Annotated in this window: 27 protein-coding genes; 19 read left to right on the top strand and 8 right to left on the bottom strand. The window is 40.0% G+C overall.

Going from position 1 to position 26,638, the window contains the following annotated elements:
- Positions 1-81 precede the first annotated feature (81 nt).
- Both AMD01_RS19380 and AMD01_RS19375 read left to right on the top strand, forming a co-directional pair.
- Positions 82-1,896 carry a WG repeat-containing protein gene (locus AMD01_RS19380; RefSeq protein WP_083446644.1) on the top strand — a complete coding sequence of 605 codons (1,815 nt, stop codon included), beginning with the start codon at positions 82-84 and terminating at the stop codon, positions 1,894-1,896.
- A 188-nt stretch (positions 1,897-2,084) separates the two neighbouring features.
- Positions 2,085-3,422, top strand: a complete 1,338-nt coding sequence (locus AMD01_RS19375; RefSeq protein WP_083446633.1) for an ATP-binding protein — start codon at positions 2,085-2,087, stop codon at positions 3,420-3,422.
- Between the two features lie 154 nt (positions 3,423-3,576).
- On the opposite strand, the gene AMD01_RS19370 is transcribed toward AMD01_RS19375, so the two are convergent.
- Positions 3,577-5,133 carry an ABC-F family ATP-binding cassette domain-containing protein gene (locus AMD01_RS19370; RefSeq protein WP_053403096.1) on the bottom strand — a complete coding sequence of 519 codons (1,557 nt, stop codon included), beginning with the start codon at positions 5,131-5,133 and terminating at the stop codon, positions 3,577-3,579.
- Between the two features lie 293 nt (positions 5,134-5,426).
- On the opposite strand from AMD01_RS19370, the gene AMD01_RS19365 reads away from it, so the two are divergent.
- The 3 genes from AMD01_RS19365 (at position 5,427) to megL (ending at position 8,203) form a co-directional block, all read left to right on the top strand.
- Entirely contained in the window at positions 5,427-6,104 is a 678-nt protein-coding gene (locus AMD01_RS19365) for a cobalamin B12-binding domain-containing protein (protein WP_053403095.1), read from the top strand.
- 46 nt (positions 6,105-6,150) lie between these two features.
- Entirely contained in the window at positions 6,151-6,849 is a 699-nt protein-coding gene (locus tag AMD01_RS19360; RefSeq protein WP_169775994.1) for an STAS domain-containing protein, read from the top strand.
- Positions 6,850-7,015: 166 nt separating this feature from the next.
- Complete coding sequence (megL, locus tag AMD01_RS19355) at positions 7,016-8,203, top strand: methionine gamma-lyase (protein WP_053403093.1); 1,188 nt, start codon at positions 7,016-7,018, stop codon at positions 8,201-8,203.
- Between the two features lie 25 nt (positions 8,204-8,228).
- Here the strand turns inward: megL and AMD01_RS24290 are convergent, their stop codons facing one another.
- Entirely contained in the window at positions 8,229-8,429 is a 201-nt protein-coding gene (locus AMD01_RS24290; RefSeq protein ID WP_157052798.1) for a hypothetical protein, read from the bottom strand.
- Positions 8,430-8,524: 95 nt separating this feature from the next.
- Complete coding sequence (locus AMD01_RS19350) at positions 8,525-8,887, bottom strand: hypothetical protein (RefSeq protein ID WP_169775993.1); 363 nt, start codon at positions 8,885-8,887, stop codon at positions 8,525-8,527.
- 306 nt (positions 8,888-9,193) lie between these two features.
- On the opposite strand from AMD01_RS19350, the gene AMD01_RS19345 reads away from it, so the two are divergent.
- The 4 genes from AMD01_RS19345 (at position 9,194) to AMD01_RS19330 (ending at position 14,829) form a co-directional block, all read left to right on the top strand.
- The gene (locus AMD01_RS19345; protein WP_053403091.1) at positions 9,194-11,017 is read left to right on the top strand and encodes a cation:proton antiporter; all 1,824 of its coding nucleotides are present in this window, start codon (positions 9,194-9,196) and stop codon (positions 11,015-11,017) included.
- A 76-nt stretch (positions 11,018-11,093) separates the two neighbouring features.
- Positions 11,094-12,026 carry a D-2-hydroxyacid dehydrogenase gene (locus AMD01_RS19340; protein ID WP_053403090.1) on the top strand — a complete coding sequence of 311 codons (933 nt, stop codon included), beginning with the start codon at positions 11,094-11,096 and terminating at the stop codon, positions 12,024-12,026.
- 200 nt (positions 12,027-12,226) lie between these two features.
- Positions 12,227-13,582 carry a sodium-dependent transporter gene (locus tag AMD01_RS19335; protein WP_053403089.1) on the top strand — a complete coding sequence of 452 codons (1,356 nt, stop codon included), beginning with the start codon at positions 12,227-12,229 and terminating at the stop codon, positions 13,580-13,582.
- Positions 13,583-13,743: 161 nt separating this feature from the next.
- Positions 13,744-14,829 (top strand): nitric oxide synthase oxygenase, encoded by a 1,086-nt coding sequence (locus AMD01_RS19330; RefSeq protein ID WP_211263414.1) that lies wholly within the window; start codon positions 13,744-13,746, stop codon positions 14,827-14,829.
- A gap of 31 nt (positions 14,830-14,860) precedes the next feature.
- Here the strand turns inward: AMD01_RS19330 and AMD01_RS19325 are convergent, their stop codons facing one another.
- The gene (locus tag AMD01_RS19325; protein WP_053403088.1) at positions 14,861-15,235 is read right to left on the bottom strand and encodes a winged helix-turn-helix transcriptional regulator; all 375 of its coding nucleotides are present in this window, start codon (positions 15,233-15,235) and stop codon (positions 14,861-14,863) included.
- A 147-nt stretch (positions 15,236-15,382) separates the two neighbouring features.
- On the opposite strand from AMD01_RS19325, the gene AMD01_RS19320 reads away from it, so the two are divergent.
- Positions 15,383-16,057: an NAD(P)H-dependent oxidoreductase gene (locus tag AMD01_RS19320; protein WP_053403087.1), complete on the top strand. Its 675-nt coding sequence runs from the start codon at positions 15,383-15,385 to the stop codon at positions 16,055-16,057.
- 13 nt (positions 16,058-16,070) lie between these two features.
- Here AMD01_RS19320 and AMD01_RS24285 read toward each other — a convergent pair whose 3' ends face one another.
- Positions 16,071-16,253: a hypothetical protein gene (locus tag AMD01_RS24285; RefSeq protein ID WP_157052796.1), complete on the bottom strand. Its 183-nt coding sequence runs from the start codon at positions 16,251-16,253 to the stop codon at positions 16,071-16,073.
- Between the two features lie 186 nt (positions 16,254-16,439).
- Positions 16,440-16,985, bottom strand: a complete 546-nt coding sequence (locus tag AMD01_RS19315) for a hypothetical protein (RefSeq protein ID WP_053403086.1) — start codon at positions 16,983-16,985, stop codon at positions 16,440-16,442.
- A 199-nt stretch (positions 16,986-17,184) separates the two neighbouring features.
- Between AMD01_RS19315 and AMD01_RS19310 the strand changes: the two genes are divergently transcribed.
- The 3 genes from AMD01_RS19310 to AMD01_RS19300 all read left to right on the top strand — a co-directional run bounded on the left by AMD01_RS19310 (position 17,185) and on the right by AMD01_RS19300 (position 19,929).
- Positions 17,185-18,072, top strand: a complete 888-nt coding sequence (locus AMD01_RS19310) for an ankyrin repeat domain-containing protein (protein ID WP_169775992.1) — start codon at positions 17,185-17,187, stop codon at positions 18,070-18,072.
- 183 nt (positions 18,073-18,255) lie between these two features.
- Positions 18,256-19,212, top strand: coding sequence for an NAD(P)/FAD-dependent oxidoreductase (locus AMD01_RS19305; RefSeq protein WP_053403084.1), 957 nt, complete (start codon positions 18,256-18,258; stop codon positions 19,210-19,212).
- Positions 19,213-19,224: 12 nt separating this feature from the next.
- A complete protein-coding gene (locus AMD01_RS19300; RefSeq protein ID WP_053403083.1) occupies positions 19,225-19,929 on the top strand; it encodes a YqjF family protein in 705 nt (234 codons plus the stop codon).
- A gap of 21 nt (positions 19,930-19,950) precedes the next feature.
- Here AMD01_RS19300 and AMD01_RS19295 read toward each other — a convergent pair whose 3' ends face one another.
- Entirely contained in the window at positions 19,951-20,220 is a 270-nt protein-coding gene (locus tag AMD01_RS19295; protein WP_053403082.1) for a hypothetical protein, read from the bottom strand.
- Between the two features lie 140 nt (positions 20,221-20,360).
- On the opposite strand from AMD01_RS19295, the gene AMD01_RS19290 reads away from it, so the two are divergent.
- From AMD01_RS19290 to rbsB, 6 genes are read left to right on the top strand one after another with little or no spacing between them, the layout of a single operon-like run.
- Complete coding sequence (locus AMD01_RS19290) at positions 20,361-21,341, top strand: LacI family DNA-binding transcriptional regulator (RefSeq protein ID WP_053403081.1); 981 nt, start codon at positions 20,361-20,363, stop codon at positions 21,339-21,341.
- 1 nt (position 21,342) lies between these two features.
- Complete coding sequence (gene rbsK, locus AMD01_RS19285) at positions 21,343-22,221, top strand: ribokinase (protein ID WP_053403080.1); 879 nt, start codon at positions 21,343-21,345, stop codon at positions 22,219-22,221.
- A gap of 2 nt (positions 22,222-22,223) precedes the next feature.
- Entirely contained in the window at positions 22,224-22,613 is a 390-nt protein-coding gene (gene rbsD / locus AMD01_RS19280; protein WP_053403079.1) for a D-ribose pyranase, read from the top strand.
- Between the two features lie 16 nt (positions 22,614-22,629).
- The gene (locus AMD01_RS19275) at positions 22,630-24,111 is read left to right on the top strand and encodes a sugar ABC transporter ATP-binding protein (RefSeq protein ID WP_053403078.1); all 1,482 of its coding nucleotides are present in this window, start codon (positions 22,630-22,632) and stop codon (positions 24,109-24,111) included.
- 1 nt (position 24,112) lies between these two features.
- A complete protein-coding gene (gene rbsC / locus AMD01_RS19270; protein WP_157052795.1) occupies positions 24,113-25,078 on the top strand; it encodes a ribose ABC transporter permease RbsC in 966 nt (321 codons plus the stop codon).
- A gap of 13 nt (positions 25,079-25,091) precedes the next feature.
- On the top strand, positions 25,092-26,009 hold the full coding sequence (gene rbsB, locus AMD01_RS19265; protein WP_053403077.1) for a ribose ABC transporter substrate-binding protein RbsB: 918 nt from the start codon (positions 25,092-25,094) through the stop codon (positions 26,007-26,009).
- 34 nt (positions 26,010-26,043) lie between these two features.
- Here the strand turns inward: rbsB and AMD01_RS19260 are convergent, their stop codons facing one another.
- Positions 26,044-26,598, bottom strand: a complete 555-nt coding sequence (locus AMD01_RS19260) for a thioredoxin family protein (RefSeq protein WP_053403076.1) — start codon at positions 26,596-26,598, stop codon at positions 26,044-26,046.
- Positions 26,599-26,638 lie beyond the last annotated feature (40 nt).

Below are 26,638 nucleotides of genomic sequence, written 5' to 3'. Positions count from 1 at the left end.
GGTTCTTTTGTATGGGGAGATGCACATTTTTTTGAAGTGCCCATATCATTAAATAGATACGTTAAAGGAGGAGAAAATCTTATGTGGACGCAGCACCAACGAGAGTGGTATACAGAGGCTCAGACACAGCTTGTATCCACTCCTTATTATACAAACCAAGAAGAGCGCGTATACGATCCGATTAATCGGCAGGCCGCTTTGTATCCCGCTTCTATTCAGACAATAGAGGGCAGAAAATGGGGCTACATTGATGCAAAGGGTATTATGATGCTGTCGCCTATTTATGATGAGGCGCGTGATTTTCAACCTAATGATTTGGCGATCGTGCGGGTGAAAGATAAGTATGGGACCATTACACGAAACGGCCAGTACCGGATTCGCCCGACGTACGATACGATCCTTCCTTATCAGGATCAGCGAGCCGTCGTGGTGGATCAAGAAGGTTTTAAAGTCATTGATGAGTTTGGGGTAGTTCTAACTAAAAAGGCGTACAGCTTCATTAATCCTTTTCAAGAAGGACGCGCATTATGTTCTGTTTCAGACGAGAAAGGAACAACTTTATATGGATACTTAAATCTTGATGGAAAAGAAGTTATTCCTCTGCAATATAAAAATGCCTACGATTTTGTGGATAAAAAAGCTTCTGTTCAAATAAAAGAGAATGAGTTTGCGCTGATTAATACAAAGGGTGAGCGTCTTCATATGTATAATTATCCCTTTGTAGGGAATTTAGGAGAAGGTTTACTTCGCTTTCAGGCAACAGAGAACGGAAAGTATGGCTACATTAATGAAGAAGGAACCGTCGTAATAGAGCCTCAGTTTACAAATAGTCAACCTTTTCAAGAAGGAAGAGCCGTTATTAACAATGCTCCTGACTATGGAAACCAATATGGTCTAATTGATAAGAGTGGAAAAGTAATTATTAAGCCGATCTATAATGATTTGTTGCAGATTGGGAGTGGAAGGATCGCTGTTGGAAAAGCAATTAAAGAAGAAGAACCTTTCATTGGATCACATTATGCAATTGCAACGAATAACGGGAGGTTTCTGACCGACTTTGTGTACAATCAAGTATCCACGTTTGAAAAAGGTCTTGCCTCTGCTACTAATAATGATACAACCTTTTTTATTGATGAGCAGGGTAAAATTGTTCAAGGACTGCCGGTTTTAAAGGGAACAGGTATGTTAACCGTTGATCGTTCGTTAATAAAAGCGGATGTGGATAATCAAGTCTCATACTTAACACGATCAGGGCAGGTCGTCTGGGAAGAGAATGATACGGTGGCATTAAATAACCGTTTTCAGCTTCGCCAAAAGAAATACCGCCCAAATAAAGATTATTTAGTATATTATCCACAGGTAGAAGGGATGAAGGTCAAAACGATTCAAGAAAATGTGAATAACCAGTTGAAAACGTTATCTAAAGTAGTAACCATTGATCCTATTAAGCAACTAGACTATAGCTATACAGGAAATTACAGCATCTCGATGTTTAAAAAGAACCTTCTTGTCATTGAATTGAATGGGTATCAATATTATTTTGGAGCGGCCCACGGGATGCCTACAAAGACTTATCCACATATCAATCTAATAAATGGTAAATTTTATAAATTAGATGAGCTATTTATCCCTGGGAGTGATTATCAAAAGGCCATTAACGATCTCATTACGAAGCAAATTAAACAAAATCCACAATACTCATATGTTTTCCCGGACAGCTTCCAAGGAATTAGCAACAATCAACCTTTTTATGTGTCTGAATATGCGCTCCATATATACTTTACTCCTTATGAGATTGCTCCGTATGCAGCAGGTTTTCCAACTTTTACAATCCCTTACCCACAGATTAATGAGATTATTAACAAAAAAGGCGAGTTCTGGCGATCGTTCCAATAAGATTCACTGTGGAAACAGTGGATTTTTTTGTGTGTAAGAAAGGATTTTCTCCCTCATATGGAACGTAGGAACAGGTTATCCACAGTTTTTGCTATAAATTTACGTCTTTTCATGGTTTAGCAGGAGAACATTCTATAAAGATGTTAAAATAGGAAGCATGAACTAATGAAGGTAAGAGGGGATTTAGAGTGAAAAATGATACAAACTCGTTCATTTCAGCCTCTGTAGAGCTTCAAGATAATCATATTCTTGAAAACTATGGGTTAAATGAGATTAACTTCGAGTCCATTAAAGATTATCGAGAAAAATTTGCAGCATCCAAGCCCCAGCATCCTTGGAACAACCTAGATACGAAAGAATTTTTATACAAGATTGGTGCATGGGGAAAGCATCGAAACACGAACGTAGAAGGGTTAACAGTTGCTGGTTTGCTAATGTTTAGTGAAGAGCGCATCATTACAGAAGTTTTACCACAATACTTTTTAGAATACCGACAAACATTGTCCAATATAGTAAAAGGCGAGTGGGAAAAGCGCTTTACATCACAAGATGGTACATGGTCTGGTAACGTGTATGACTTTTATTATAAGACAATGACTTATTTAGATGAATCTTTCTCTGCGGCGTCACAATCGCTCCCTCATTCGTTGCTTCATGAAGCGCTTATGAATGCAATTGTACATGCAGACTACACAGGGCAAAGCGGCATTGTAATTGAACGAGAAACCGAGTACATTCAAATGACCAATCCAGGGCTCCTACTTATTTCTGAGGAACAAGCTTTTACCACCAATATGAGTCATTTACGAAATCCAACGTTATTTAAAATGTTTGTCCTACTTGATCTTTGTAAAAGAGCCGGTTCTGGATTAAAATCAATTGCTAATGCAACCCAATCATTTAACGAAATGTCACCGACTCTACATCAGCATCCTGAATCAGAGCAAACTATTTTATCGATTCATTTAGTGTCTTCTTCAGAAAGACACCCAATAAAAGAACAACCTACAAAAGAACAAAAAACGACTAATATAGGAGTTGATGTATCGGGAAATAACGAAAAACATAACTCCTATATTAAAAAACATAACTCATATAATAAAGAGGTTAACTCGTATAATAAAGTAAATAAGTCATATAATAGTCTGGAAAACTCCTTTAATAAAGAGGTTAACTACTATAATAGAACCGATAAGTCCTATAATAAAATAGGCGATACGACTGAAAAAAAATCCAATCGTGAAGAAATTCAGACAGAAGCTAGTGAGTCGGAGGAATTGATTTTACTCGCAAAAGTTGCTCGTGAAAGAAGACGACTTCCACCAAAGCAAATGGAAGAGATTATCCTGCAGCTGTGCGAAAAAAAACCTCTTCGTTTAAAAGATTTATCAATGTTGTTGGAACGAATTCCAGATGGGTTGCGAAACAACTATCTCAGCAAGCTCGTAAATGAGGGGAAATTACAATTAATGTACCCAGATCAGCCTAACCATCCCAAACAATCGTATATAACTGTGGATAAGTGACGGTTATTTTCCTACTTATCAACGGATTAATGGGTTATCCACAAGAATTGGCTTAATTTGGACAAAAATTCGTTCGTAACATAGAATCGAACATAATTTCAGAATAATAATAGTTTCGACAAAAAAACCCCTCATTCGAGGGGTTTTTCTTTCTTTAAAAGACTTTTGTTGTCCAGGATTCACAGTTCCATGTTTCAGTTACGATGTCATGGTAAAATTCAGGTTCATGGGAGATGAGTAAAACAGTCCCTTTATAGGCTTTAAGTGCACGTTTTAACTCTTCTTTTGCATCTACATCCAAATGATTGGTAGGCTCGTCAAATACAAGAATATTTGTTTCTGTATTCATGAGCTTACACAAACGAACTTTGGCCTTTTCTCCACCGCTAAGAACTTCAACTTTGCTTTCAATGTGCTTTGTCGTTAATCCACATTTTGCAAGTGCGGCGCGTACTTCGTACTGTGTAAAGGAAGGGAATTCACTCCATACTTCTTCAATACACGTGTTGTGATTAGCTGTTTTTACCTCTTGCTCAAAATAGCCAATCTCTTGATAGTCACCGCGTTCCACTGTTCCTGATACGGGCGTAATTTCGCCTAAAATACTTTTTAGAAGAGTCGTTTTCCCAATTCCGTTCGCTCCTACTAAAGCAATTTTTTGTCCGCGCTCCATCTTTAAGTTTAACGGTCTTGATAACGGTTCATTATAGCCGATCACTAAGTCTTTTGTTTGGAAGATGAGCTTGCTTGCGGTGCGAGCTTCTTTAAAATTAAATTCTGGTTTTGGTCTTTCCTGTGCTAGTTCAATGACATCCATTTTATCAAGCTTCTTCTGTCTCGACATGGCCATGTTTCTCGTTGACACACGAGCTTTGTTGCGGGCAACGAAATCTTTTAAGTTTGAGATTTCCTGTTGCTGCTTCTTATAAGCTGATTCTAACTGTTGTTTTTTCACCTCATATACCTTCATGAAGTCATCATAATCCCCAACGTAGCGGTTAAGCTCTTGATTTTCCATATGATAAATGAGATTAATAACGCTGTTTAAGAAAGGAATATCATGGGAAATTAGTACAAAGGCATTCTCATATTCCTGTAGATAGCGTTTTAGCCATTCAATATGCTGTTCATCAAGATAGTTGGTCGGCTCATCTAGTAATAAAATATCGGGTTTTTCAAGGAGCAGCTTAGCTAGTAGTACCTTCGTACGTTGTCCACCGCTTAAATCATGTACGTCGCGTTCTAAGCCGATATCATCTAGTCCTAAACCGCGAGCAATTTCTTCAATCTTAGCATCAATTGTGTAGAAATCGTTATTCGTAAGCATGTCTTGAAGTGTTCCTACTTCTTCTAACAGGCCCTCTAGTTCTTCTGGAGATACGTCCGCCATCTTTCCATAGATGCCGTTCATTTCTTCTTCAAGATCAAACAAATATTGAAAAGCGGTACGTAATACGTCGCGAATACTTAAGCCGCGCTCTAACACTGCGTGCTGATCTAAATAACCAACGCGTACTTTTTTCGACCATTCTACTTTTCCATCATCAGGCTCAAGCTTGCCCGTGATAATGTTCATAAACGTTGATTTTCCTTCACCGTTGGCACCAATTAATCCAATGTGCTCACCTTTTAATAATCGAAAGGAAACATCATTAAAAATTGCGCGGTCACCGAAACCGTGACTTAAGTTTTTTACTGTTAAAATACTCATGCTCTACACCTTTCTTTACTGCATACTTTATGTGAATAGATTGAAATGTCTTGTTTAAACGATAAAAACATTTTATCTCTTTAAAATTATAGCTAAATTGTCTCTGATATAAAAGAGAACAATTGTATCGTGTTGTGGAAGTTTGTGTTAAGGTGAATAAAATGATCTTTTACGATTAGTTCTTGTCTATTGTCGCTACGCGGTGAAAAGAAAGAGGAATCATATAGGATTTTGTAGAAATAATCAATCAAATACGCTTTACGAAGTATATAAAAACCAGTAGAGGTGATTTTTTGAATAAACGGTCTGAATACCTTACCGAGCTTTTGTTAAAAGGCAATGAAGAGCAGGCATGGGAACTAGTGCTCGATGAGCATGAACAGTTAAATGGCTGCTTAATGCTGTTTCAAGAGCTCATTTCACCAGCAATGGTTCGGATTGGTGACCTTTGGGAAACGGATGCCATTACGGTTGCTGACGAACATTTAGCGACGATGACATGTGACTACGTTTTATCACGTTATCAGCACATGCTGAAAAAAGAAAAAAAAGATCATGTATATGATGAACAGCCGAGAGCTTTATTTTTGTGTATAGAAGATGAACAGCATTACCTCGGACTAAAAATGATCTCCATCATCTTTGAAGATTATGGATGGAACACGAAATTTCTAGGCGCAAATTTGCCGTTAGAGTATGCGATGCTAGCTTCTGAGAAATGGGAGCCAGAAGTAATTGGTCTCTCATTTAGTATGGCGCACTATGCTCCTCGTCTTTCTGAATACGTTGAAAAGATGGAGGCACAGACTCATCAACCACAGGTGATGATAGGGGGGAGAATGATTGCCCAGTATCCTCATAACTATGAACATTGCTGCTCAAAGGATACGAAGTTAATTAGTACTCTTGGTCATTTATCTGATTGGTTAGCGAGTTATGAAGAGGGAGCGAAGTCGATTGTCAAACACTAGGCATTTACCTTTTCCGTATTTTAGGGTAAATCGCTTCCTAGAAATATTGGAGATATCAGATTGCACACGAGATATATTTACGACAACTCCAAACTTTTTAAATCTAGTCGATCGTGAAAGTAAGAAAAAAGCGCAGGAAAAGCTTTTTTCAAATGACAGAGTTGAAACAGAGTTAGTAATGAAAACTCATCGTTCTCCATTTGCTCTTTTTAAAGTGGCAATTAAATGGGTTGATAATGAAGGGTACATTACGTGTATCGAGCAAGATGAGCATATTAAGCTTCTTACTGAACAAGTACAGCAGCACAGAAAGCGATTAGCTGAAACGGATCTTGAATTGTTTCTTAAAAAAGAAGAAGTCGAGAATTCATTAAAAAAGATCGTTCAGCTTTCTGGTCCACTTATTAACCTTTCAAAAGAAGTGGCATTAATTCCATTGTTTGGAACACTGAACGAAGAATTAATTTCATATAACCGAAGTAGGCTGGTGAATTCACTCTACAATAGCTCGATTGAGAAGATCATTATTGATTTTCAAGCAATTGGAAAAGTAGAGGCAGAGGGAATTTCTCACTTATCTCGTCTCATTGGTGACTTCAAACTAATGGGGACAGACTGTTATTTAACAGGCGTGAATCCTGTACATGCGGTTGCGCTTCATAAGTATAATGCGGGAATTGAGATACCGGCAGACTATATTAGTAACTTAAAAGAAGCTATTGAAAAGTTTTTTCCAGTGTGTTGATATAGAAACAAAAAAAGAGACGGTGCGTCTCTTTTTTTGTGTTTTTTCATAAGAATCTCAGTAATCTGATTGAGAAACACTGAAAAAGAAAACGCTTTCATTATGTGGAGTTTTTACATATGATAAGGAGGTAGAGAGATCATTTTTAGAGACAAGAGGGGATATTATGAAACATGGGACGAGAAAAATAGAAACAGAGGTCATTCATAGCGGATATAATGCAGATCATCACTTAGGAAGTCTTTCAATGCCAATTTTCCAAACGTCTACTTTTACGTTTCGCAATGCGGAGCAGGGTGAGATGCGTTTTAAAGGAGAAGAAGAGGGCTACGTCTACTCGCGATTAGGCAACCCAACGGTTCGATCATTGGAAGAGAAAATGGCAATTATGGAGGCGGGAGAAGCAGCGCTTGCGTTCAGTTCAGGAATGGCGGCCGTGTCAGCAACACTGATTTCATTAACAAAAGCAAATGATCATATTATTTGTTCTCAGGGTATTTATGGGTGTACGTTTGGACTTTTACAGCTGATGGAGGAAAAGTACAACATTACACATGATTTTTGTGCAATGGAAACGGAGGAGCAGCTTCGAGCTCTCATTAGGCCTGAAACGGTTTGTATTTACGTAGAGACACCGATTAACCCTACGATGAAACTAGTGGATTTATCGCTTGTTGTAAAAGTTGCAAATGAATATGGATTACAGGTCGTAGTCGACAACACATTTTCTTCACCTTATCTTCAGCAGCCACTTGTATTAGGCTGTGATATCGTTCTTCATAGCGCCACCAAATATATTTGCGGACACGGCGATGTGATTGCCGGTGTCGTGGTTGGAAAGAAAGATTTTATTGAGAACATGGCAGTGACAACACAAAAGGATATTGGGGGAGTACTTGCACCTTTTGATGCGTGGTTATTGCTTCGAGGACTCAAAACGCTGCCTGTACGTATGGACCGTCATTGCGAAAATGCAGAGCGTCTTTTTCAAAAGCTTAATATGCATCCATCTGTAGAGCGCGTGTATTATCCAGGAAACGTTCAGCATCCAGATTATCCGATCATGGCGAAGCAAATGAAAAAAGGTGGAGGTCTTATTTCATTTGAAATCAAGGGAAGCAAGAAGGATGCACAGCGTGTGCTAAATGCTTTGGATCTTATCAAAATTGCCGTAAGCTTAGGCGATGCTGAAACGTTAATTCAGCACCCTGCCACGATGACGCATTCTGTCATTCCAGCACAAGAGCGAGTAGAAATGGGAATTACAGATCAGCTTATTCGTCTTTCGGTCGGATTAGAAGCGTGGGAGGATATTTGGGACGATTTATCTCAGGCATTGGATACAATTTTATAAAGAAAGAAGAAGCCCGCTATTTTACTTAGCGGGCTTCTTTTGCGATGTTATTTAAAGAGTGAGCGCGTTCGTTTACTTCCTCTACATATGCGCTAATTTCTTGGAAAGAGGCGGTAATCTCTTCAACGGATGCTGCAATTTCTTCTACGTTAATATCATTATCTTTATGAGTATTCCGAAGAGTAGACATAGCATCGTTCACCATTTCGCCTTTTTGATCAAGCACATTCATGTTCGATGTGAGCGATTGGAGCTTGTCGTTCATTTGTTTTTGTAGCGTGATAAGTTGGTCATACGATGAAACAGATTCATGAATGGTATCTACACTGTGATTAACAATGTGATCCGTTTGCTTAAAGGACGTAATGACTTGGTCTTTTGTAGTTCCGTCTGTTCAATTAGCGATAAAAAGAAGCCGCTTTGCTCTCGAAGGTTCTGTACAGCCGCATTGATTTGATTAATTCCGAGCTGTGAATCTTGAATATTATGATTCAACTCATAGACATTTTTACTTAACGTGCTGGACGATTCCGTTGTGGCTGCTAGAACCTCTGTTACATGCTGAGTTAGTTCCTCGCTATGCACGAGCATATTGCTTGAGCGTTTGGTGCTGTTTACAAGTAAAAAGCCGATAAATAGAAATTGAATGGTAAAGTAAATCGCCTTTAAGATCGATTCATTCATGCTTGTTTCAATCACCATTTTATCTGCAAACCAATAGTGCATAAACGGAGACAGAATTAAATAAAACGATGACTGGAAAAAATACAACAAGCGTTTGAAGGCGTATTAAGTTATAAGGACATGATGCAAAAAAGCTGAGAGTAATTTCTCAGCTTTTTTTGATGGTACCGTTTTCTTCCAATACATAAGGTTTGAAGGTGAAGAGACAAGGTTAAATTAGTAAAGTACATTCACGCATTACTGAATTAAAAAGTTTTTACATAAAACAATGTCTCTAGGTTGTTCAATGGAGGAAAGGGGAACAAAATGCTTGATTCACTGCTGTTTCATCTTATGTTAATAGGTGCACTAGGCATCGGTTCGCAGTGGCTCGCATGGCGCTTTAATCTTCCAGCAATTGTCATCATGTCTGTTGCTGGGTTACTGGCTGGGCCAGCTTTTGGGCTTATTGACCCGAAAGAGGATTTCGATACGCTGTTTAAGCCGATTATTTCAATGGCAGTTGCAATTATCTTATTTGAAGGAAGCTTGAACCTGGATGTTCGCGAAATTCGAGGAATAGGTGGACCAATTCTCCGAATTATCTCCATTGGAGCCGTGCTAGCATGGCTCTTTGGGGCTATTGCCGCACATTTGGTTGCAGACTTGTCTTGGGCAGTGTCGTTCGTTATTGGCGGCCTCTTCATCGTAACGGGTCCTACTGTAATCATTCCACTATTGAGGCAGGCTAAACTAAAACCGAAACCTGCAAAAATATTGAAGTGGGAAGGGATTATTGTCGATCCATTTGGCGCGGTTTTGGCGGTATTCGCATATGAATTTATCAAAATTCTAACTGAAAAAACCGGTAGTTCGATGGATTTAGTTTGGTTTATTTTAGCCTCTTTGCTAGCCGTATTAATTGGCTGGTTGGTAGGACGAGGAATCGGCTGGATGTTTGAGAAGGGATACGTTCCTGAATTTCTAAAAGCGCCGATCGTATTCGCTGCCGTGTTAGCCACATTTGTACTAAGCGATGAAATAGGGCACGAAACAGGCTTACTTGCCGTGACGGCTATCGGCGTTACGCTTGCAAATATGCATATCGCATCGATTAACGACATGCGTCATTTTAAAGAAAATATTTCAGTACTCCTTATTTCCGGTATTTTTATTATGCTCACAGCGTCACTTAGCGTGGATACGCTTGAGAAAATATTAGACTGGCGCATTATCGTATTCGTCTTATTAATGCTATTCGTCGTACGACCACTTTCAATCTTTCTTTCGACGATAAAAAGCGATTTAAGTACAAAGGAAAAGATTTTAGTGGGATGGATTGCCCCGCGTGGGATTGTGGCCTTAACCGTTTCTGGTTATTTTGCTGGCGTGTTAACAGATGCGGGATTTAAAGACGCATCTATTTTGACATCCTTAACGTTTGCGCTCGTATTTGCTACGGTATGCGTACATGGTTTTTCTATTGGCTGGATCGCGAAGAAGCTAGACCTCGCACTCAGTGAAACGCCAGGGGTTCTGCTTGTTGGAGGAAATGCATTCACGACAGAGCTAGCCAAGGTATTAAAGGAGTTAAAAGTGCCTGTCCTTCTAACCGATGCTTCGTGGTATCGACTGTTATCCGCACGAAAATATGAGGTGCCTGTATTCAGAGGGGAAATTTTATCAAGTCATACCGAATATGAAATTGATATGACACCATATGACTACATGCTGACGATGACGGAAATCGACGCATATAACGCGTTAGTATGTACAACCTTCATTCCAGAATACGGTCGAAATAACGTCTTCCAGCTGAGCTTAAATAAGCAAAAAGAGGAAGGATTAGATGAAATTGTCCACACTGTCGGCGGTAGATTATTATTTAAAGAAGGAATCACGTGGGAACATTTAAACGATAAAATCGAAGAAGGTTACGTTATTCGCCAAACGAGTATTACCGAAAAATATTCATTTGAGCAATTTAAGGAAGAACGGAATGAAGATACGCTCTATTTATTCGTCTTTACGAAGTCCAAAGAGCTTCATTTTTTCGCTGAAGGAACAGATATTGATGTAAGCGACGGTGATACATTAGTGAGCCTTGGACCTGCGTTTAATCATTATGAAGAAAAGAAAACAACGAACTAAAAGCTGGTAAAAGCCAGCTTTTTCTTTTGCATCGGTGTATGATGAAGGAACAACGGTGTGAAAGGAACGTGGAGCGATGCATATTCAACACATACTAGTGACGGGAAGATTGAAAAGCCAAATAAAGCAGGAGATAGAGAACCGTGATTTACCACAGACGTTTCGCTTTTTAGAGGAACAAGAGGTAACGTCAGCTGATTTTCTTTGGGCAGATGCCTACGTGAATTTTTATCCAATCCCTCAATTTCAATGGGGAAATCTCCGCTGGGTTCACTCACTAGGAGCCGGCGTTGATCGTTTTATCGACCTAAAAGAATGGAAAAATGACGTAGTATTGACGAGAACGATTTGCTCGTTTGGTCAAAAGATTAGTGAGTATTGCTTGAGCTATATTTTACAGGATTTACAGCATCACCATTTATTTCAGAAACAGCAGGAGGCTTCCGAATGGACCCCTGTTACACCTAAAACCCTTTCAAGTCAACGCGTGGTGATCTATGGTACGGGAGAGATCGGCCAGGAAGTTGCTCGCGTGTTTTCACAGCTTGGAACAGAGGTGATAGGGGTATCATTAAGCGGTCAAAAGAAAGCTCATTTTAAACACGTCTACAAAATATCAGAGCGGAGTGACTTTTTACAAGAGACAGATTGGGTGATTAGCACGCTTCCGCTTACAGAGCAGACCTACCAGCTTTTTAATCACCAATTATTCCAGAGTCTTTCTGGTGCAGGATTTATTAACGTTGGCCGGGGCGCTACTGTAGTAGAAGAGAGCTTGCTTTGGGCGTTAGAACAGCCATTTTTACGAAAGGCTGTACTAGATGTGTTTGAAGAGGAACCGTTATCACCGGAGTCTCCGCTTTGGAAAGATGAACGTGTGACGATTACTCCGCATATTTCCGCAGTCACATCCGCTGAAGAAGGAATTGCTTGCTTTTTAGATACATTAGAGAAAATAAACGCCAATCAGATCCTACACAATCAGGTAGATCTTGAAAAAGGATACTGATTCGCTAACCGTTTGTGTAATATCGTGTTGCTTTGGTGAATCTTCGCGTTTTAGCATTTTCTTGCTAGTAGCATGGACGAAGTGAACAGATAGTTTTAAAAAGTGCTTTAAAGTGTTAAACTATGTGTGTCGATGAGATGAGAAGCTGTGAATGAAACAGCTTCTTTTTTCTTGTGTTAGAAGTGAAAGGACGTGAGGTATTGGAAAAACAAGATCAATGGGCGTCTAAGCTAGGCTTCATCCTAGCCACTGCAGGGTCTGCGATCGGTCTTGGTGCGATATGGAAGTTCCCATACGTAGCAGGTACAGGAGGCGGCGGTGCGTTCTTACTGCTCTTTTTAATTTTTACATTTTTACTAGGTTATCCCCTTTTAGTAGGCGAATTCACGATTGGTCGTCATGCTCAAAGTGATGCTATTCGAACATATAAGAAGCTTGCTCCTCATACGTGGTGGCATGTAACGGGACGAATTGGAGTGCTAGTTAGTTTTCTTGTTCTTTCGTTTTACAGTGTAGTAGGCGGATGGATTCTTTTATATTTAATTCAAGCCTTATCAGGAAACTTATCAGGGTTTTCGCAAGCGGAATATGGGACTCTTTTTTCTGATATTATTGCTAATCCTGCTCAAACGATTATTGCACAATTTGCCTTCATCTTATTAACGATTCTTGTTGTAGCAAAAGGCATTCAGCAGGGGATTGAAAAAGTCAGCAAAATTATGATGCCTATTTTGTTTATTTTATTTATTTTACTAGTTGTACGTTCATTAATGCTTCCTGGTGCAGGGGAAGGCGTTCGTTTCTTATTCGTTCCAGATTTCTCGAAGCTAACGTCACAAACCATTTTATATGCGCTTGGTCAGGCGTTCTTTACGCTTACACTAGGGGTTTCGGTGATGGTTACATATAGCTCATACTTGCCGAAAACACAAAACATCCCGAAATCAGCGCTTTCAATTACGCTACTCAATACGTTTATTACGCTTTTAGCAGGGCTTGCGATTTTCCCGGGAGCCTTTACGTTTAACATCCAGCCAACAGCAGGACCGCCGTTAATTTTTGTCGTGCTTCCAGCGGTATTTGAAAACGTACCGTTTGGCTCTGTGGTCTTTATCGCCTTTTTGCTTCTATTGTTATTTGCAGCGCTAACGTCCGCTTTTTCAATGATTGAAATTATCGTGGCAACGGTGATTAAAGATCAGGACCAAAAACGGGCGAAAATGACGTGGTTGATTGGAATCGCCATTTTCATCGTTGGAATCCCGTCATGCCTATCGTACGGTGTACTGGCTGATTTTAAGATGTTTGATAAAACTATTTTTGATCTCGTTGATTTTATTACAAGTAACGTACTCATGCCAATCGGGGCACTTCTCATCTCATTATTTATCTCGATAAAAGTGAAACGAAGCACGTTGATGGCTGAATTACAAGAGGGATCAAACATCAAGCAGGGATTTTTCAACGTTTGGTTTTTCCTCCTACGATTTGTTACACCTATTGCGATCATTCTTGTGTTGCTCGACTCCTTAGGCGTTTTTAATCGCTTCAAATAAATACGTATAAAAACGAACTTGTGAATTTTACCAGCATTCGCAAGTTCGTTTTATTTTTAAAATGACTCCCATTTTTGTCATAATAGGAAGGAATAGAAAATGTAGATCGTTAACAATACTTAATGTATAGAAGGAACGATATGGATATGCAGGAGGTCAAGTTGTATACAAAAGACGAATTAATTAGAGAAGCCACTACATTTATTGAGGAGTGCTATCAAGAGCTTGAAAAACCATCTAGTGATGCAAAAGAGCGCATTGGTGAAATAAAGAAGGAAATTGAACAAACGGGAACATACGAACATACGCTTGAAGAAATAGAGCACGGTGCGAAAATGGCATGGCGCAACAGCAATCGCTGTATTGGTCGTCTGTTTTGGAATACGCTTCATGTGTTTGATGAACGAAAGCAGAACAGCATTGAAGGCGTGAAAGAAGCATTGTATCGCCATATTGATTATGCTTCCAATGAAGGCCGAATCAGACCAACCATTACGATCTTTCAGCCAGAAAAAGCGGGCAAGCATCCTGTACGCATCTGGAATCATCAGCTTATTCGGTACGCTGGCTATGAGAGTGAGCACGGAATTATTGGCGACGAAGCATCTATTCCCTTTACAAAGGTGTGCGAAGAGCTAGGCTGGGAAGGAAATAAAACGCATTTTGATGTGTTGCCACTCGTAATTGAAGTAGACGGTGAAACGAAATGGTTTAATGTACCGTCGGAGAAAATAATAGAAGTACCGATTACACATGAAGAGATCCCAGGATTTTCAGATTTAAATCTGAAATGGTACGGAGTCCCAATGATTTCGGACATGAAGCTTGAAATTGGCGGAATTGTGTATCCAGCTGCACCGTTTAACGGGTGGTACATGGGAACGGAAATTGGAGCGCGTAATTTAGCAGATGAAAATCGCTACAATCTTCTTCCTAAGGTTGCGTCCCTAATGGGTCTTAACACGAGTAAAGCATCTGCGCTTTGGCAGGATAAGGCGCTTGTTGAATTAAACGTGGCAGTACTACAATCCTTCAAGCAGCATGGTGTAAGCATTGTCGATCATCATACAGCTGCTCAGCAGTTTAAGCGGTTTGAACAAAATGAAGACAATGAAGGGCGTGATGTGACAGGGGATTGGACGTGGCTAATTCCACCTGTTTCACCAGCGACAACGCATATTTTTCATAAGTCGTATAACAATCGAATTCTTAATCCAAATTATTATTATCAAGATAAGCCTTATTAAAAAAAGAAAGCATCGACTGCTTTCTTTTTTTCTATTCGGCTTCCGCCTGTTCGCGGTGCTGAACGATTTTATCTGTATTTTCTACTCCCCATTTCAACATAAGTTGAATAATCGGAGTGAGTGTTCGTCCAAAATCAGTGAGCGAGTATTCCACTTTTGGGGGAACCTGCTTATATACTTCGCGATGGATAATGCCGTCTTTTTCAAGTTCGCGTAGTTGGAGCGTCAACATACGTTGAGTTACTCCTGGAACGAGGCGTTTTAATTCGTTAAATCGTAGCTCTTGGTACGTTAAATGATAAAGAATAACGCTTTTCCATTTGCCACCGATAATATCAAGCGTTGCTTCAACAGGACATGAGTAGCCGTGAGAATCCCAATTAGAAATATCGATTCTTGTCTCCATGCTGCCGTCCTCCTTTAGTATAAAAAATGATACTATACCACAAAAATGTGCGTACTTTTATTTTTTGTGATTACTTTTATAATATAACGTATAAGGTTGAAAAAACAATCATTCATTTATAAACACAGCATAGAAGGAGCGATTATCATGAGTAAAGAAGCAAAAAAACAAGAAATTTTAGAGGCCTATCAATTTAGACATGCCGCAAAAGAATTTGATCCAGAAAAGAAAATTTCGGATGAAGATTTTGAATTCATTTTGGAAACGGGCAGACTATCTCCAAGTTCATTTGGATTTGAACCTTGGCGTTTTGTAGTCATTCAAAATCCAGAACTTCGCGAGCAATTAAAACCTGTTTCATGGGGAGCACAAAAACAGCTTCCAACAGCAAGTCACTACGTTGTGATGCTTGCGCGCACAGCAGAGGACATGGTCTACAATTCAGACTATATTGAGCATATGAAAAAGGACATAAAACAACTTCCAGAAGAAGCATATAAAGCAACAAGCAGCTTCTACAAAACATTTTTAGAGTCTGATTTCAAACTACTTGGAAATGACCGTGCGATGTTTGACTGGGCTTCAAAACAAGTGTACATCGCACTAGGAAACATGATGACAGCAGCAGCTCAAATCGGAATCGATTCTTGTCCAATTGAAGGATTCGATCAAGAAAAAGTACATGACATTCTAGAACAAGCAGGGGTTTTAGAAGGTGGAAACTTTGAAGTAGCAGTAATGGCTGCATTTGGTTACCGCGTTCGCGATCCACGTCCGAAAGTACGTCAGGATATGAATGACGTTGTAAAATGGATTAAATAACATAAAAAAGTCCTTAAAGGGTTGCGTTCATAACGGAGTCGATTGATTTCCACTCCAGGTTGCTTCGCTTTCCGCGGGGTGTGTGGTGAGCCTCCTCGCTCCTCTGCGGGGTCTCACCTGTCACGCTCATCCCGCAGGAGTCTCGCACCTTCCGTTCCAAACAACCTAGAGCGACTGCATCAGGTAGAACGGCCAAGTTTCCATTTTGAAAGGAACTTGGCCTTTTTTTGCTTTAAAATAAAGAAAAACAAAGGAAGAAGAATGAAGAAAAAGCTGGATCCCTTCCGAAGAAAGGAAGGGATCCAGCTTTTTTGTCTTACGTTCTACTGATCATTTAAAAAATCCGAAGTTTTTCAGTGGCCTCGATCGTCAGGTGCCTTTTTTATTGAATGCCAAAGTTGAATTGGCTACGTCCTATTAATTGGTCATGATCTTTCCATGAAAATTCTAGCGCATAGTTGTTTTCAATCGTATCATCTGTAATCACTAGTTGAAAGACGCCAGAAACATCTTGTTTCTCTCGGGAAACAATGGTTTCGCGGTCTGAACTTTTACTTTTTAACAAATAAACTTCGGTAGGCTGAGGTTCTAGTGCACGCCAATCTACTTGTAACGTATCACCATAATTGTCTTTGTCAAGTGGAGAGGGATAGTTTTTCATAACAGAAGGATTACTTTCACAATTGTTCCAGCAGAGAGCTACATACATAGAAGGAAAATGACTAAAGGAAGTGCCATCTTTTTTAAGTACTTTTTGCACGGGAAGAGCCGTTGTTCCGAAATCAGGAAGAGAATAAATTTCCTGTGGAACGGGTTGGTCCTTTTTCTCTTCTAACGGTGGTGGTGGAGGTTTTGATACGGATTCTTCCTCATTACTGCAACCGATTAACAGAATACCAACGAATAATGCAACTATCCATTTTTTCATACTTATTTATTGTTCTCCTTGTGCTTATTTTCTATATTTTACCATAATTTAGATAGGTATATTATCCTAGAAGTGATAAGGCAAATATGATATATTGTAAAATAATGGCTGTATTTAACTTCTGATGAACGTTACTTCTGTGATAGACGATTATTTTTGTTTATGTATGGAGAGGGAAAAAATGAATATAAGAGAAGAAATGAAATGTGAACATATACAATCAATTATTAATTTTTTGCAAGAGAACCTTCAAGATGCAGTTTCTTATGACTCGAGGAAAGATCCGTTGTGTATTGCGTTGGAGTATGGGTGTCAGCCTATTCTAAAGGATTTGTTCAGCAAAAATTATCACCTCTTATGTAGAAGAGAAAAGCAAATCGTATTTTTGCATGATGCAGCACGCTATCGTCATTTTGACTATTTGATTAAGCTACTAGAAGATATTCCTTATAAAGATAGCGAACTTAGCGACGTTCTTTACGATACGGTTTCGCAAAGTGATCTGTACATTGTTAAAGCGTTACTTGATGCAGGTGCTGATTTTTCAAAGAGCAATTTCTATCCACTTACCGCGTCAATTGAGGCAGGTAATTCAGACGTTTCGCTGTTTTTAATTCACGAGCTAAACGACGTTTATTTTTGGGATGAGCTCGGTTCTTCTTTATTGCACCACGTTTCCTCTATTGCACACGACGAGAAGCTTTTACGATATCTGCTGTACCGTGGATTGGACGTGAACGGACAAAACAACTATGGAAAAACACCTCTCATGCTTTCCCTTCTTAGCGTTGAATTAGACCCTGAAAATTTGTTTTTTGAGTTTGGAATTATGTTGTTACAATCGGGAGCGAGCCCTAACATTCAAGATCAGCATGGTTATACGGTTTTGATGTTCGCTTGCATGTTCAATCAGCACCTATCATATGGGAATGCTTATTTAGTTGACTACATGAAAATGCTTATTGAAAAAGGAGCAGATATTTCTCTCCAAAATTCGCAAGGAAAGTCTGCACTTGATATTGCAAGAGATTATCAGTTTGAGGAAGCAATCGAACTGTTAGAGGGGCAGACACTGGGGGCGTTATAAGAGCAATTGTTTTCGCTCTTTCTGAAGATTTAAATACCAGATAACGTTTAATGGTCGTCCGTTTCGAAATGAAGGGACTTTTTTTGTAGAGGTGAAAGAGTAACCCACTAGAACACGACAATCAATAGATAGAATCGTTATAATAATATCAACAAAATGAACGAAAATAGGGGGGGCTGTTGCATGAAGGTAGATGTAGCGATTGTAGGTGCTGGAATGGCTGGTGTCATGGCTGCGTCCGTGTTACAAAAAGCAGGAAAAGATGTCTTGCTCATTGATAAGGGGAAAAGTGTTGGGGGACGAATGGCGACTAGAAGAATTGAACAAGGGAAAGTTGATCATGGTGCTCAATTTTTTACGGTTCGTACAGAGGACTTTCAGCGCTACGTTGATCAGTGGGTAGTGAACGGACAGGTCAAAGAGTGGTTTGGCAATCCATATAAGCGATACTGCGGGACAAACGGTATGAACGGTCTTATTAAATATCTAGCAAAAGATGTGGAAATGAAGCTCAATACCCGTATCGTTAAAATCTCAAAAGAGACGGATGGTTGGCTTTTATATGGGGAACAAGGAGAAATTGCTCAAGCAAAGAATGTCATTTTTACGCCACCCGCTCCGCAAATCATAGACATCTTGAAAGAAAGCAGAGAAGGAAATGATCTGGTTCCAAAGCTTCAGGATATTACATTTAACCCGTGCTTCGTTGCTATATTGAAGCTTCATGAACCGATTAACCTATCAGATTCAGGCCATCTTGATGAATATTTGCCGGACGGGATGGAGCGAATGGTTGATCATCAAGCGAAAGGAATTTCTTCTCTTCCTACCGTTAGCATCTACATGGAAGGAACCTGGTCTAAGAAGCATTATGAAGAGAACGATGATACGGTTCTACAGCTTATTTTGGAAAAAGCATCGACTTATATTCATAAAGACGACATTGAGGTGAAACAATTAAAAAGGTGGCGCTATGCGGAAGCGAAGACAACGCTTAATAGTCCATTTATAAATCAAGACTCTCTTTATGTTGCAGGAGATGCATTTTTACGTGAAGACGATTCAGCAGGAAGAACGAGAGTAGAATCTGCTTTCTTATCTGGAATAGCGGTTGGTAATGCGGTACTAAATAAAGCGTAATGAGGTGATCATATGGAGAAAAAGGGATGGATTATGAAGCAGACGTGGAATAAGCTTTTATTTCTACATTGGGCTGTTACACCGGAATTTATCAAACCATTCCTGCCTTCTCAACTAGAGGTGGACACTTTCGACGGAAAAGCATGGATTGCGATTGTTCCATTTGAAATGGATCATATTCGCTTTCGAGGTCTACCTTCTGTTCCACATGCATCGAGGCTGTGGGAATTAAACGTCCGCACGTACGTAACCTACAAAGGGAAGCCTGGCGTTTATTTCTTCAGCTTGGACGCCAATCACCCTCTAGCAGTATCTGTGGCACGAAACATTTTTAACTTGCCTTACTACCGTGCCACGATGAAAGGTCATGTGCACGGAGAGGAGATTTCCTTATCTTCTACGCGAACCCATCGTAACGTGCGGCATGCGGCATTAACCATTCGCTACAAGCCAATAGGCCCTCCTCAAGCAAGTCAAAGGGGAGAACTCGCTTATTTTTTGACGGAGCGCTACTGCTTGTACATTGTCAAAAAAGGAAAAGTGTATCGCGGAGATATTTTTCACGATCACTGGCCCCTTCAAAAGGCAGAGTGTGAAATTTATCAAGATACACTTTCAACTCCTTACGGACGACCCGCTAACTCTGATGAATGGACGCTTCACTATGCCGATAAGGTTCAGACATATATTTATCCGTTTCGTTATGTTGGGCGGTGAGAGAGTTCTCACCGCTTTTCGTTAGGAAGATAAATTAGTTGGCGAATTTTTCGTGCTATTTTTCTGTGATAAAGTCCATAGACTGTGAATGAAAAATCCACATGCTAGGATGAAGGAAAGAACAGTCCATATCGTAATACCGATTCCAATTGACTCGTAGGCACCATCGTAGTAGTTGGTTGCGGCTGTGTTCACGTTGATGACCATTATGGCGGCAGTTATGTGCTTAGTGGCGTATAAAAAAGCAGCAATGCTAGTAAAAAAAATGCCTAACTTCGTACTAATCCTCATGATTTTTTCCTCCTTTTTTGATTCGAATATTACGTGGTTTATTTTACCATATAAAAATAATGAGCAAAGATAGTTGCCAGATTAATAGAATGGTGCTATTCTTTATTGTGTAAACGGTTACATAACAGGAGGGGAGAAAATTGGCAACAATAAGAGATGTAGCAAAAGCTGCCGGTGTATCAGTTGCAACAGTTTCACGCGTGTTAAATGATACAGGGTATGTCCATCAAGATACGAGAAAACGCGTTGCAAAAGCTATTAAGGAACTAAATTATAGTCCAAATGAAGTTGCACGCTCTCTCTATAAACGTGAATCTCGCCTCATTGGTCTGTTATTGCCGGATATTACAAATCCTTTCTTTCCGGAATTGGCAAGGGGAGTTGAAGATGAAGTTCATCAGCAGGGCTTTCGCGTCATTCTAGGAAACAGCGATGAGAACGAACAAAAAGAGTTAGATTACATTCATACATTTTCAAAAAATAATATTGTAGGCATTATCTCAGCAACGAACAATCCGATTCAAAAAAACTATGGTGACTTACATATTCCTGTCGTATTTCTTGATCGGGTGTCGGACAAACATCTCTCGGTGTATGCGGACGGTGTCCAAGGGGGTTGCTTAGCTGCAACAGAAATGATTGCACGAGGAAGTAGAAAGATCGCGATCATTCAAGGACCACCATCGCTTCGACCAGCTCAGGACCGCTTTCAAGGTGCCATGCAGGTTCTTCAAAGCGAGAATGTGGATGTTCAAGTCGTGCAAACGAATTCCTTTGCCTTTGCAGATGCTCAGAAATGGGCAAACGAATTGTTTCACCTTTATCCTGAAACAGATGGCGTGATAGCGAGTAACGATATTGTAGCTACAGCCGTATTGCACGAGGCGCTTCGAAGAGGAAAGAAAATTCCTGATGATCTGCAAATTATCGGATTTGATGATATTCCTCAAAGTAAGCTGCTGTTCCCGCCGCTCTCAACGATTAGACAGCCGGCTTATGATATGGGAAAAGAAGCAGCAAATTTACTTATTAAACTAATTAAAAAAGAGCAGGTAGATGAACGGAATATTCAGCTACCCGTTACCTTTATAGAACGAGAAACAACGAGAAAGGTTGATTAACATGGCGAAAATTGCAGTAGTAGGAAGTTCATCAATGGATTTAGTCGTTACGTCTGAAAAACGACCAGGTGCTGGTGAAACAGTGCTTGGGGATCGTTTTGAAACCGTTCCAGGCGGAAAAGGAGCAAATCAAGCAGTTGCAGCCGCAAGACTTGGTGCAGAGGTACACATGATTGGCTGTGTAGGAGACGATCACTACGGAGAAATCATTTTAAATAACTTTACGGAGAATCGTGTTCTTGTAAATAATGTGAAACCGGTTACCGATGAAAAAAGCGGAACGGCTCATATCATTTTAGCAGAAGGTGATAACAGCATCGTGGTTGTAAAAGGTGCCAATGATCATATCACGCCTTCTTATGTTGAAGAAGCCGCACACGTATTAAAAGAAGCAGATATCGTCTTGATTCAACAAGAAATTCCAGAAGAAACGGTTGAATATGTGAGTCAGTATTGCCATGATCATCACATCCCACTTCTTCTTAATCCAGCACCAGCACGAAAGCTTAACCAAAAGGTTATTGACCAGGCAACATATATTACGCCTAATGAGCACGAAGCTGATGTCTTGTTTAACGGTGTAAGCCCGGCAGAAGCGCTTCGTCAATATCCGAATAAGGTCTTCATTACGGAAGGAAAAAGCGGGGTCCGCTATTTTAATGGGGAAAAGGAAGTTCTTGTTCCTTCCTATGAAGTAGAAGCCGTCGATACGACAGGTGCAGGCGATACATTTAACGCTGCTTTTGCGGTAGCGCTAGCGGAGAAGAAATCATTTGAAGAAAGCCTTCGTTTTGCTAATCGAGCAGCGTCATTATCGGTAACAAAATTTGGTGCACAGGGCGGAATGCCAATGCGCGGTGACGTAGAAGGGAGTCTTTGAGTATGAAGAAACAGGGGATTTTAAATAGTCATATCTCAAAAGTACTGGCTGATTTTGGACACACGGACTGGATTGTCGTGGCAGATGCAGGTCTGCCCATTCCAGACGGCGTCCAAAAAATTGATTTGGCACTTACGCTCGGTGTTCCGAGGTTCACGGATGTTGTAGATGCACTTGTAGAGGATATGGTCGTAGAAAAAGCAATTGTCGCTGAGGAAATTAAGAAGAATAACAAATCAACGTGTAAATACATGGCCAAGGGCTTTCAGAATATTGAGTACGTGTCACATGAAGAGTTTAAAGAACTAACGAAAAACGCAAAAGCGGTTATTCGCACAGGAGAAGTTACGCCATATGCAAACTGTATTTTACAGGCAGGAGTAATCTTCTAAAAGGGGTGAACAGATTATGCATATCAAGATGGATAACATCTATAAGGCATTTGGGAAAAATAAAGTCCTTGAAGGCGTAGACTTTGAATTAAAAACAGGAGAAGTTCATGCGTTGATGGGCGAGAACGGTGCAGGTAAATCAACGCTTATGAATATCCTGACCGGACTTCATAAGCATGATCAAGGTACGATTGTAATTGATGGACAAGAGCGCTACTTCCAAAATCCAAAAGAAGCAGAGGAGAATGGCGTAGCATTCATTCATCAGGAGCTAAACGTATGGCCAGACATGACGGTTCTTGAAAACCTCTTCATCGGGAAAGAGTTAAAGTCCTCATTCGGCTTTTTAAAAACAAAGGAAATGAAAGCGTTAGCAAGGAAGCAGTTCGAACGATTAGCAGTTTCCATTCCCCTTGAAAAAGAAGCGGGAGAATGCTCAGTAGGGCAACAGCAAATGATTGAAATTGCGAAGGCGCTTATGACTAATGCAAAGGTCATCATTATGGATGAGCCTACGGCCGCATTAACAGAGCGTGAAATCGAAAAGTTGTTCGAAGTAATTCGCTCATTGAAAAAAGAAGACGTATCAATTGTCTACATTTCTCATCGTATGGAGGAAATCTTTACGATTTGTGACCGAATAACGGTTATGAGGGATGGTAAAACAATTGATACAAAACACATTCCAGAAACAAGTTTTGATGATGTCGTAAAGAAAATGGTCGGTCGTGAATTAACTGATCGTTTCCCAGAACGGACGTCAACCCCAAGTGAAGTAGTGCTAGAGGTAAAGGGATTAACGAAAAAAGAAACCTTTAACAATATTAGCTTTTCTGTTCGCTCAGGAGAAATTGTCGGCGTTTCTGGTTTAATGGGAGCAGGACGAACAGAGATTATGAGAACGATCTTCGGTCTAGATTCGTTAGACGGAGGAGAAATTTTTATTAATGGTCAAAAGGCGACGATTAAGCACCCTCATCAGGCTGTAAAACTTGGGATTGGATTTATCACAGAGAACCGAAAAGATGAGGGATTAATACTTGATTTTTCAATTCGTGAAAATATGGTTCTTCCAAATTTGTTTAGTTTTGCACCGAAAGGAATCATCGATCAAAAAAGTGAAAATGATTTCGTTGAGTTATTGATTAAGCGCTTACTGATCAAAACACAGTCGGCTGAAACGAGCGCAGGAAATCTGTCTGGAGGAAATCAGCAAAAGATTGTAATCGCAAAATGGGTTGGAATTGGACCTAAAGTGCTTATTTTGGATGAGCCAACACGCGGCGTAGACGTGGGAGCGAAGCGCGAAATTTATCAATTAATGAACGAACTGACGGAGCGTGGGGTTGCCATTATTATGGTTTCATCCGAGTTACCGGAAGTATTAGGAATGAGTGATCGTATCTTGGTCATTCACGAAGGGAAATTAACCGGTGAGCTATCTCGAGCGGAAGCCAACCAAGAAAAAATTATGACGTATGCAACGGGGGGACAATAACATGACGGCGATGACTGAAACCATAGGTAAAAAAAATCATGTTGAAAACATTATGCAGAAACTCGGACCGCTTCTTGGCCTTTTTATTCTAATTGTAATCGTTTCTGTATTAAATCCGAGCTTTCTCGCACCACTTAATATTTTAAACTTGCTTCGCCAAGTAGCCATCAACGCACTGATCGCGTATGGAATGACGTTTGTTATTTTAACAGGCGGAATCGATTTATCAGTTGGTTCGATACTGGCTCTTTCTAGCGCATTAACGGCAGGTATGATCGTATCTGGATTAGATCCAATTCTCGCTCTTTTAGTAGGCTGTGTGTTAGGTGCAGTCATGGGAATGGTGAACGGATTACTAATTACAAAAGGGAAAATGGCACCATTTATCGCAACGCTTGCGACAATGACTATTTTCCGCGGATTAACGCTTGTATACACGAACGGAAATCCAATCACAGGTCTTGGTGAGAACCGCTTATTCCAGTTATTCGGACGAGGTTATTTCTTAGGAATTCCTGTACCAGCTATCACAATGATTATCGCTTTTGTGATCCTATGGGTGATTTTACACAAAACGCCGTTTGGACGTAAAACATATGCCATCGGTGGAAATGAAAAAGCAGCACTTATTTCAGGAATTAAAGTACCAAAAGTAAAAGTGATGATTTATTCATTAGCAGGATTGCTTTCAGCGCTTGCAGGTGGAATTTTAACATCACGACTAAATTCTGCACAGCCAACTGCTGGTACATCGTATGAGTTGGATGCAATCGCAGCGGTTGTTCTTGGAGGGACAAGCTTATCAGGTGGACGCGGTCGAATTGTTGGAACGCTAATTGGTGCTTTAATCATTGGAACGTTAAATAATGGACTGAACTTGTTAGGTGTTTCATCGTTCTATCAAATGGTTGTCAAAGGTATTGTTATTTTGATTGCGGTTGTTATTGACCGTAAAAAAGCAGCGTAGGAGGAGACAGAAGATGAAAAAAATTCTAGTCTTGGTACTGTCCTTGTCACTTCTCCTTTTAGGAGCATGCTCCATGGAGCCACCACAATGGGCAAAGCCTTCTAAAAAGACCGATGTAAAAGACATGAAAATCGGATTATCTGTTTCAACATTAAACAATCCGTTCTTTGTATCGTTAAAAGATGGTGTAATCAAGGAAGCGAAGAAAAAAGGAATCAAAGTCATCACGGTTGATGCACAAAATGATACAGCAAAACAAATTAATGACGTAGAAGATTTACTACAGCAAGGAGTAGATGCACTTTTAATTAACCCAACTGACTCTGCGGCGATTTCAACAGCGGTTCAGTCAGCAAACAACGTTGGCGTACCGGTTGTGACATTAGACCGCTCAGCTGAAAAAGGAGAAGTTGCGGCACTCGTAGCATCTGATAATGTGAAAGGTGGTCAAATGGCTGCTGATTATATTGTGAAGATGGTAGGTGAAAAAGCGCAGGTAGCGGAATTAGAGGGGGTACCTGGAGCTTCTGCTACTCGTGAACGTGGGAAAGGATTCCACAATGTAGCGGACAACAAACTAGACGTAACGGCAAAGCAGTCTGCGGACTTTGATCGTACAAAAGGGCTAAACGTCATGGAAAATATCATTCAAGGTAAGCCAGATATTAAAGCTGTGTTTGCTCACAATGATGAAATGGCACTAGGAGCAATTCAAGCAATCAATAGTTCTGGTAAGGATGTAATTGTGGTCGGATTTGATGGAAATGACGATGCGATCAAAGCGGTTAAAGAAGGTAAATTAGCAGCAACCGTTGCTCAACAGCCGGAATTGATTGGTCAGCTTGCAGTGAAAGCAGCAAAAGACGTTGTACAAGGAAAGAAAGTAGAAAAGAAAATTCCAGTACCGTTAAAACTAGTTACGAAGGAATAAGAAAAAGAGGCGCCTACACGGTGCCTCTTTTAACTTATAGAAGGGCTTTTAGCATATCTTTCTTAATATCTTCCCATAAAGCTTTATCAGTTGTAAAAGTCGCAGAAATCTTCGTCGCAAACTCTTTGAACGCTGCTTCAAATTCAGGCGAGTCCTTTTCAGGAAGATTTGCTTTTAACGAGTCAGCTACCTCCTGAGCCTTTGGTGAGCGAGGGCCCCATTTCCCGATTTCGTTTCCGTCTTCATCGATAAAGATAAAAATCGGAATGGAACGCGCTGTACCGTTTGTTAAGTATTGATCCATTAATTCAAGGTTTTCATCACGAATTAAAAAGCGTGTTTCAATTAGTGCTTCTTGTGCAAGGCGTAAGAAAATCGGTACGTTTACCATTGCGTCTCCACACCAGTCAGCAGTTAGGACAATAGCTTTTATTTTTTTATGTTGAAGTGTACGAAGGGTAGTTTTTTCTTCGTCGCTTACTGACACTGAGTTATACACCTTTAATAAGTTTTCTTGATGAACGGTCATGTTATGTAGATAGGTAAAATCGGTCAATCCTTTTTCAAACCAAGGTTGTAAAGTTGACATTTTATTTCCCCCTTTTTATATTTCTCTTTTACTATAAACA

Origin of the sequence: Priestia koreensis (assembly GCF_001274935.1) — a bacterium.
Classification (GTDB): Bacteria; Bacillota; Bacilli; order Bacillales; family Bacillaceae_H; genus Bacillus_AG; species Bacillus_AG koreensis.
Note: the sequence above shows the minus strand (reverse complement) of the source record. Positions and strands in the feature narration are given on the sequence as shown.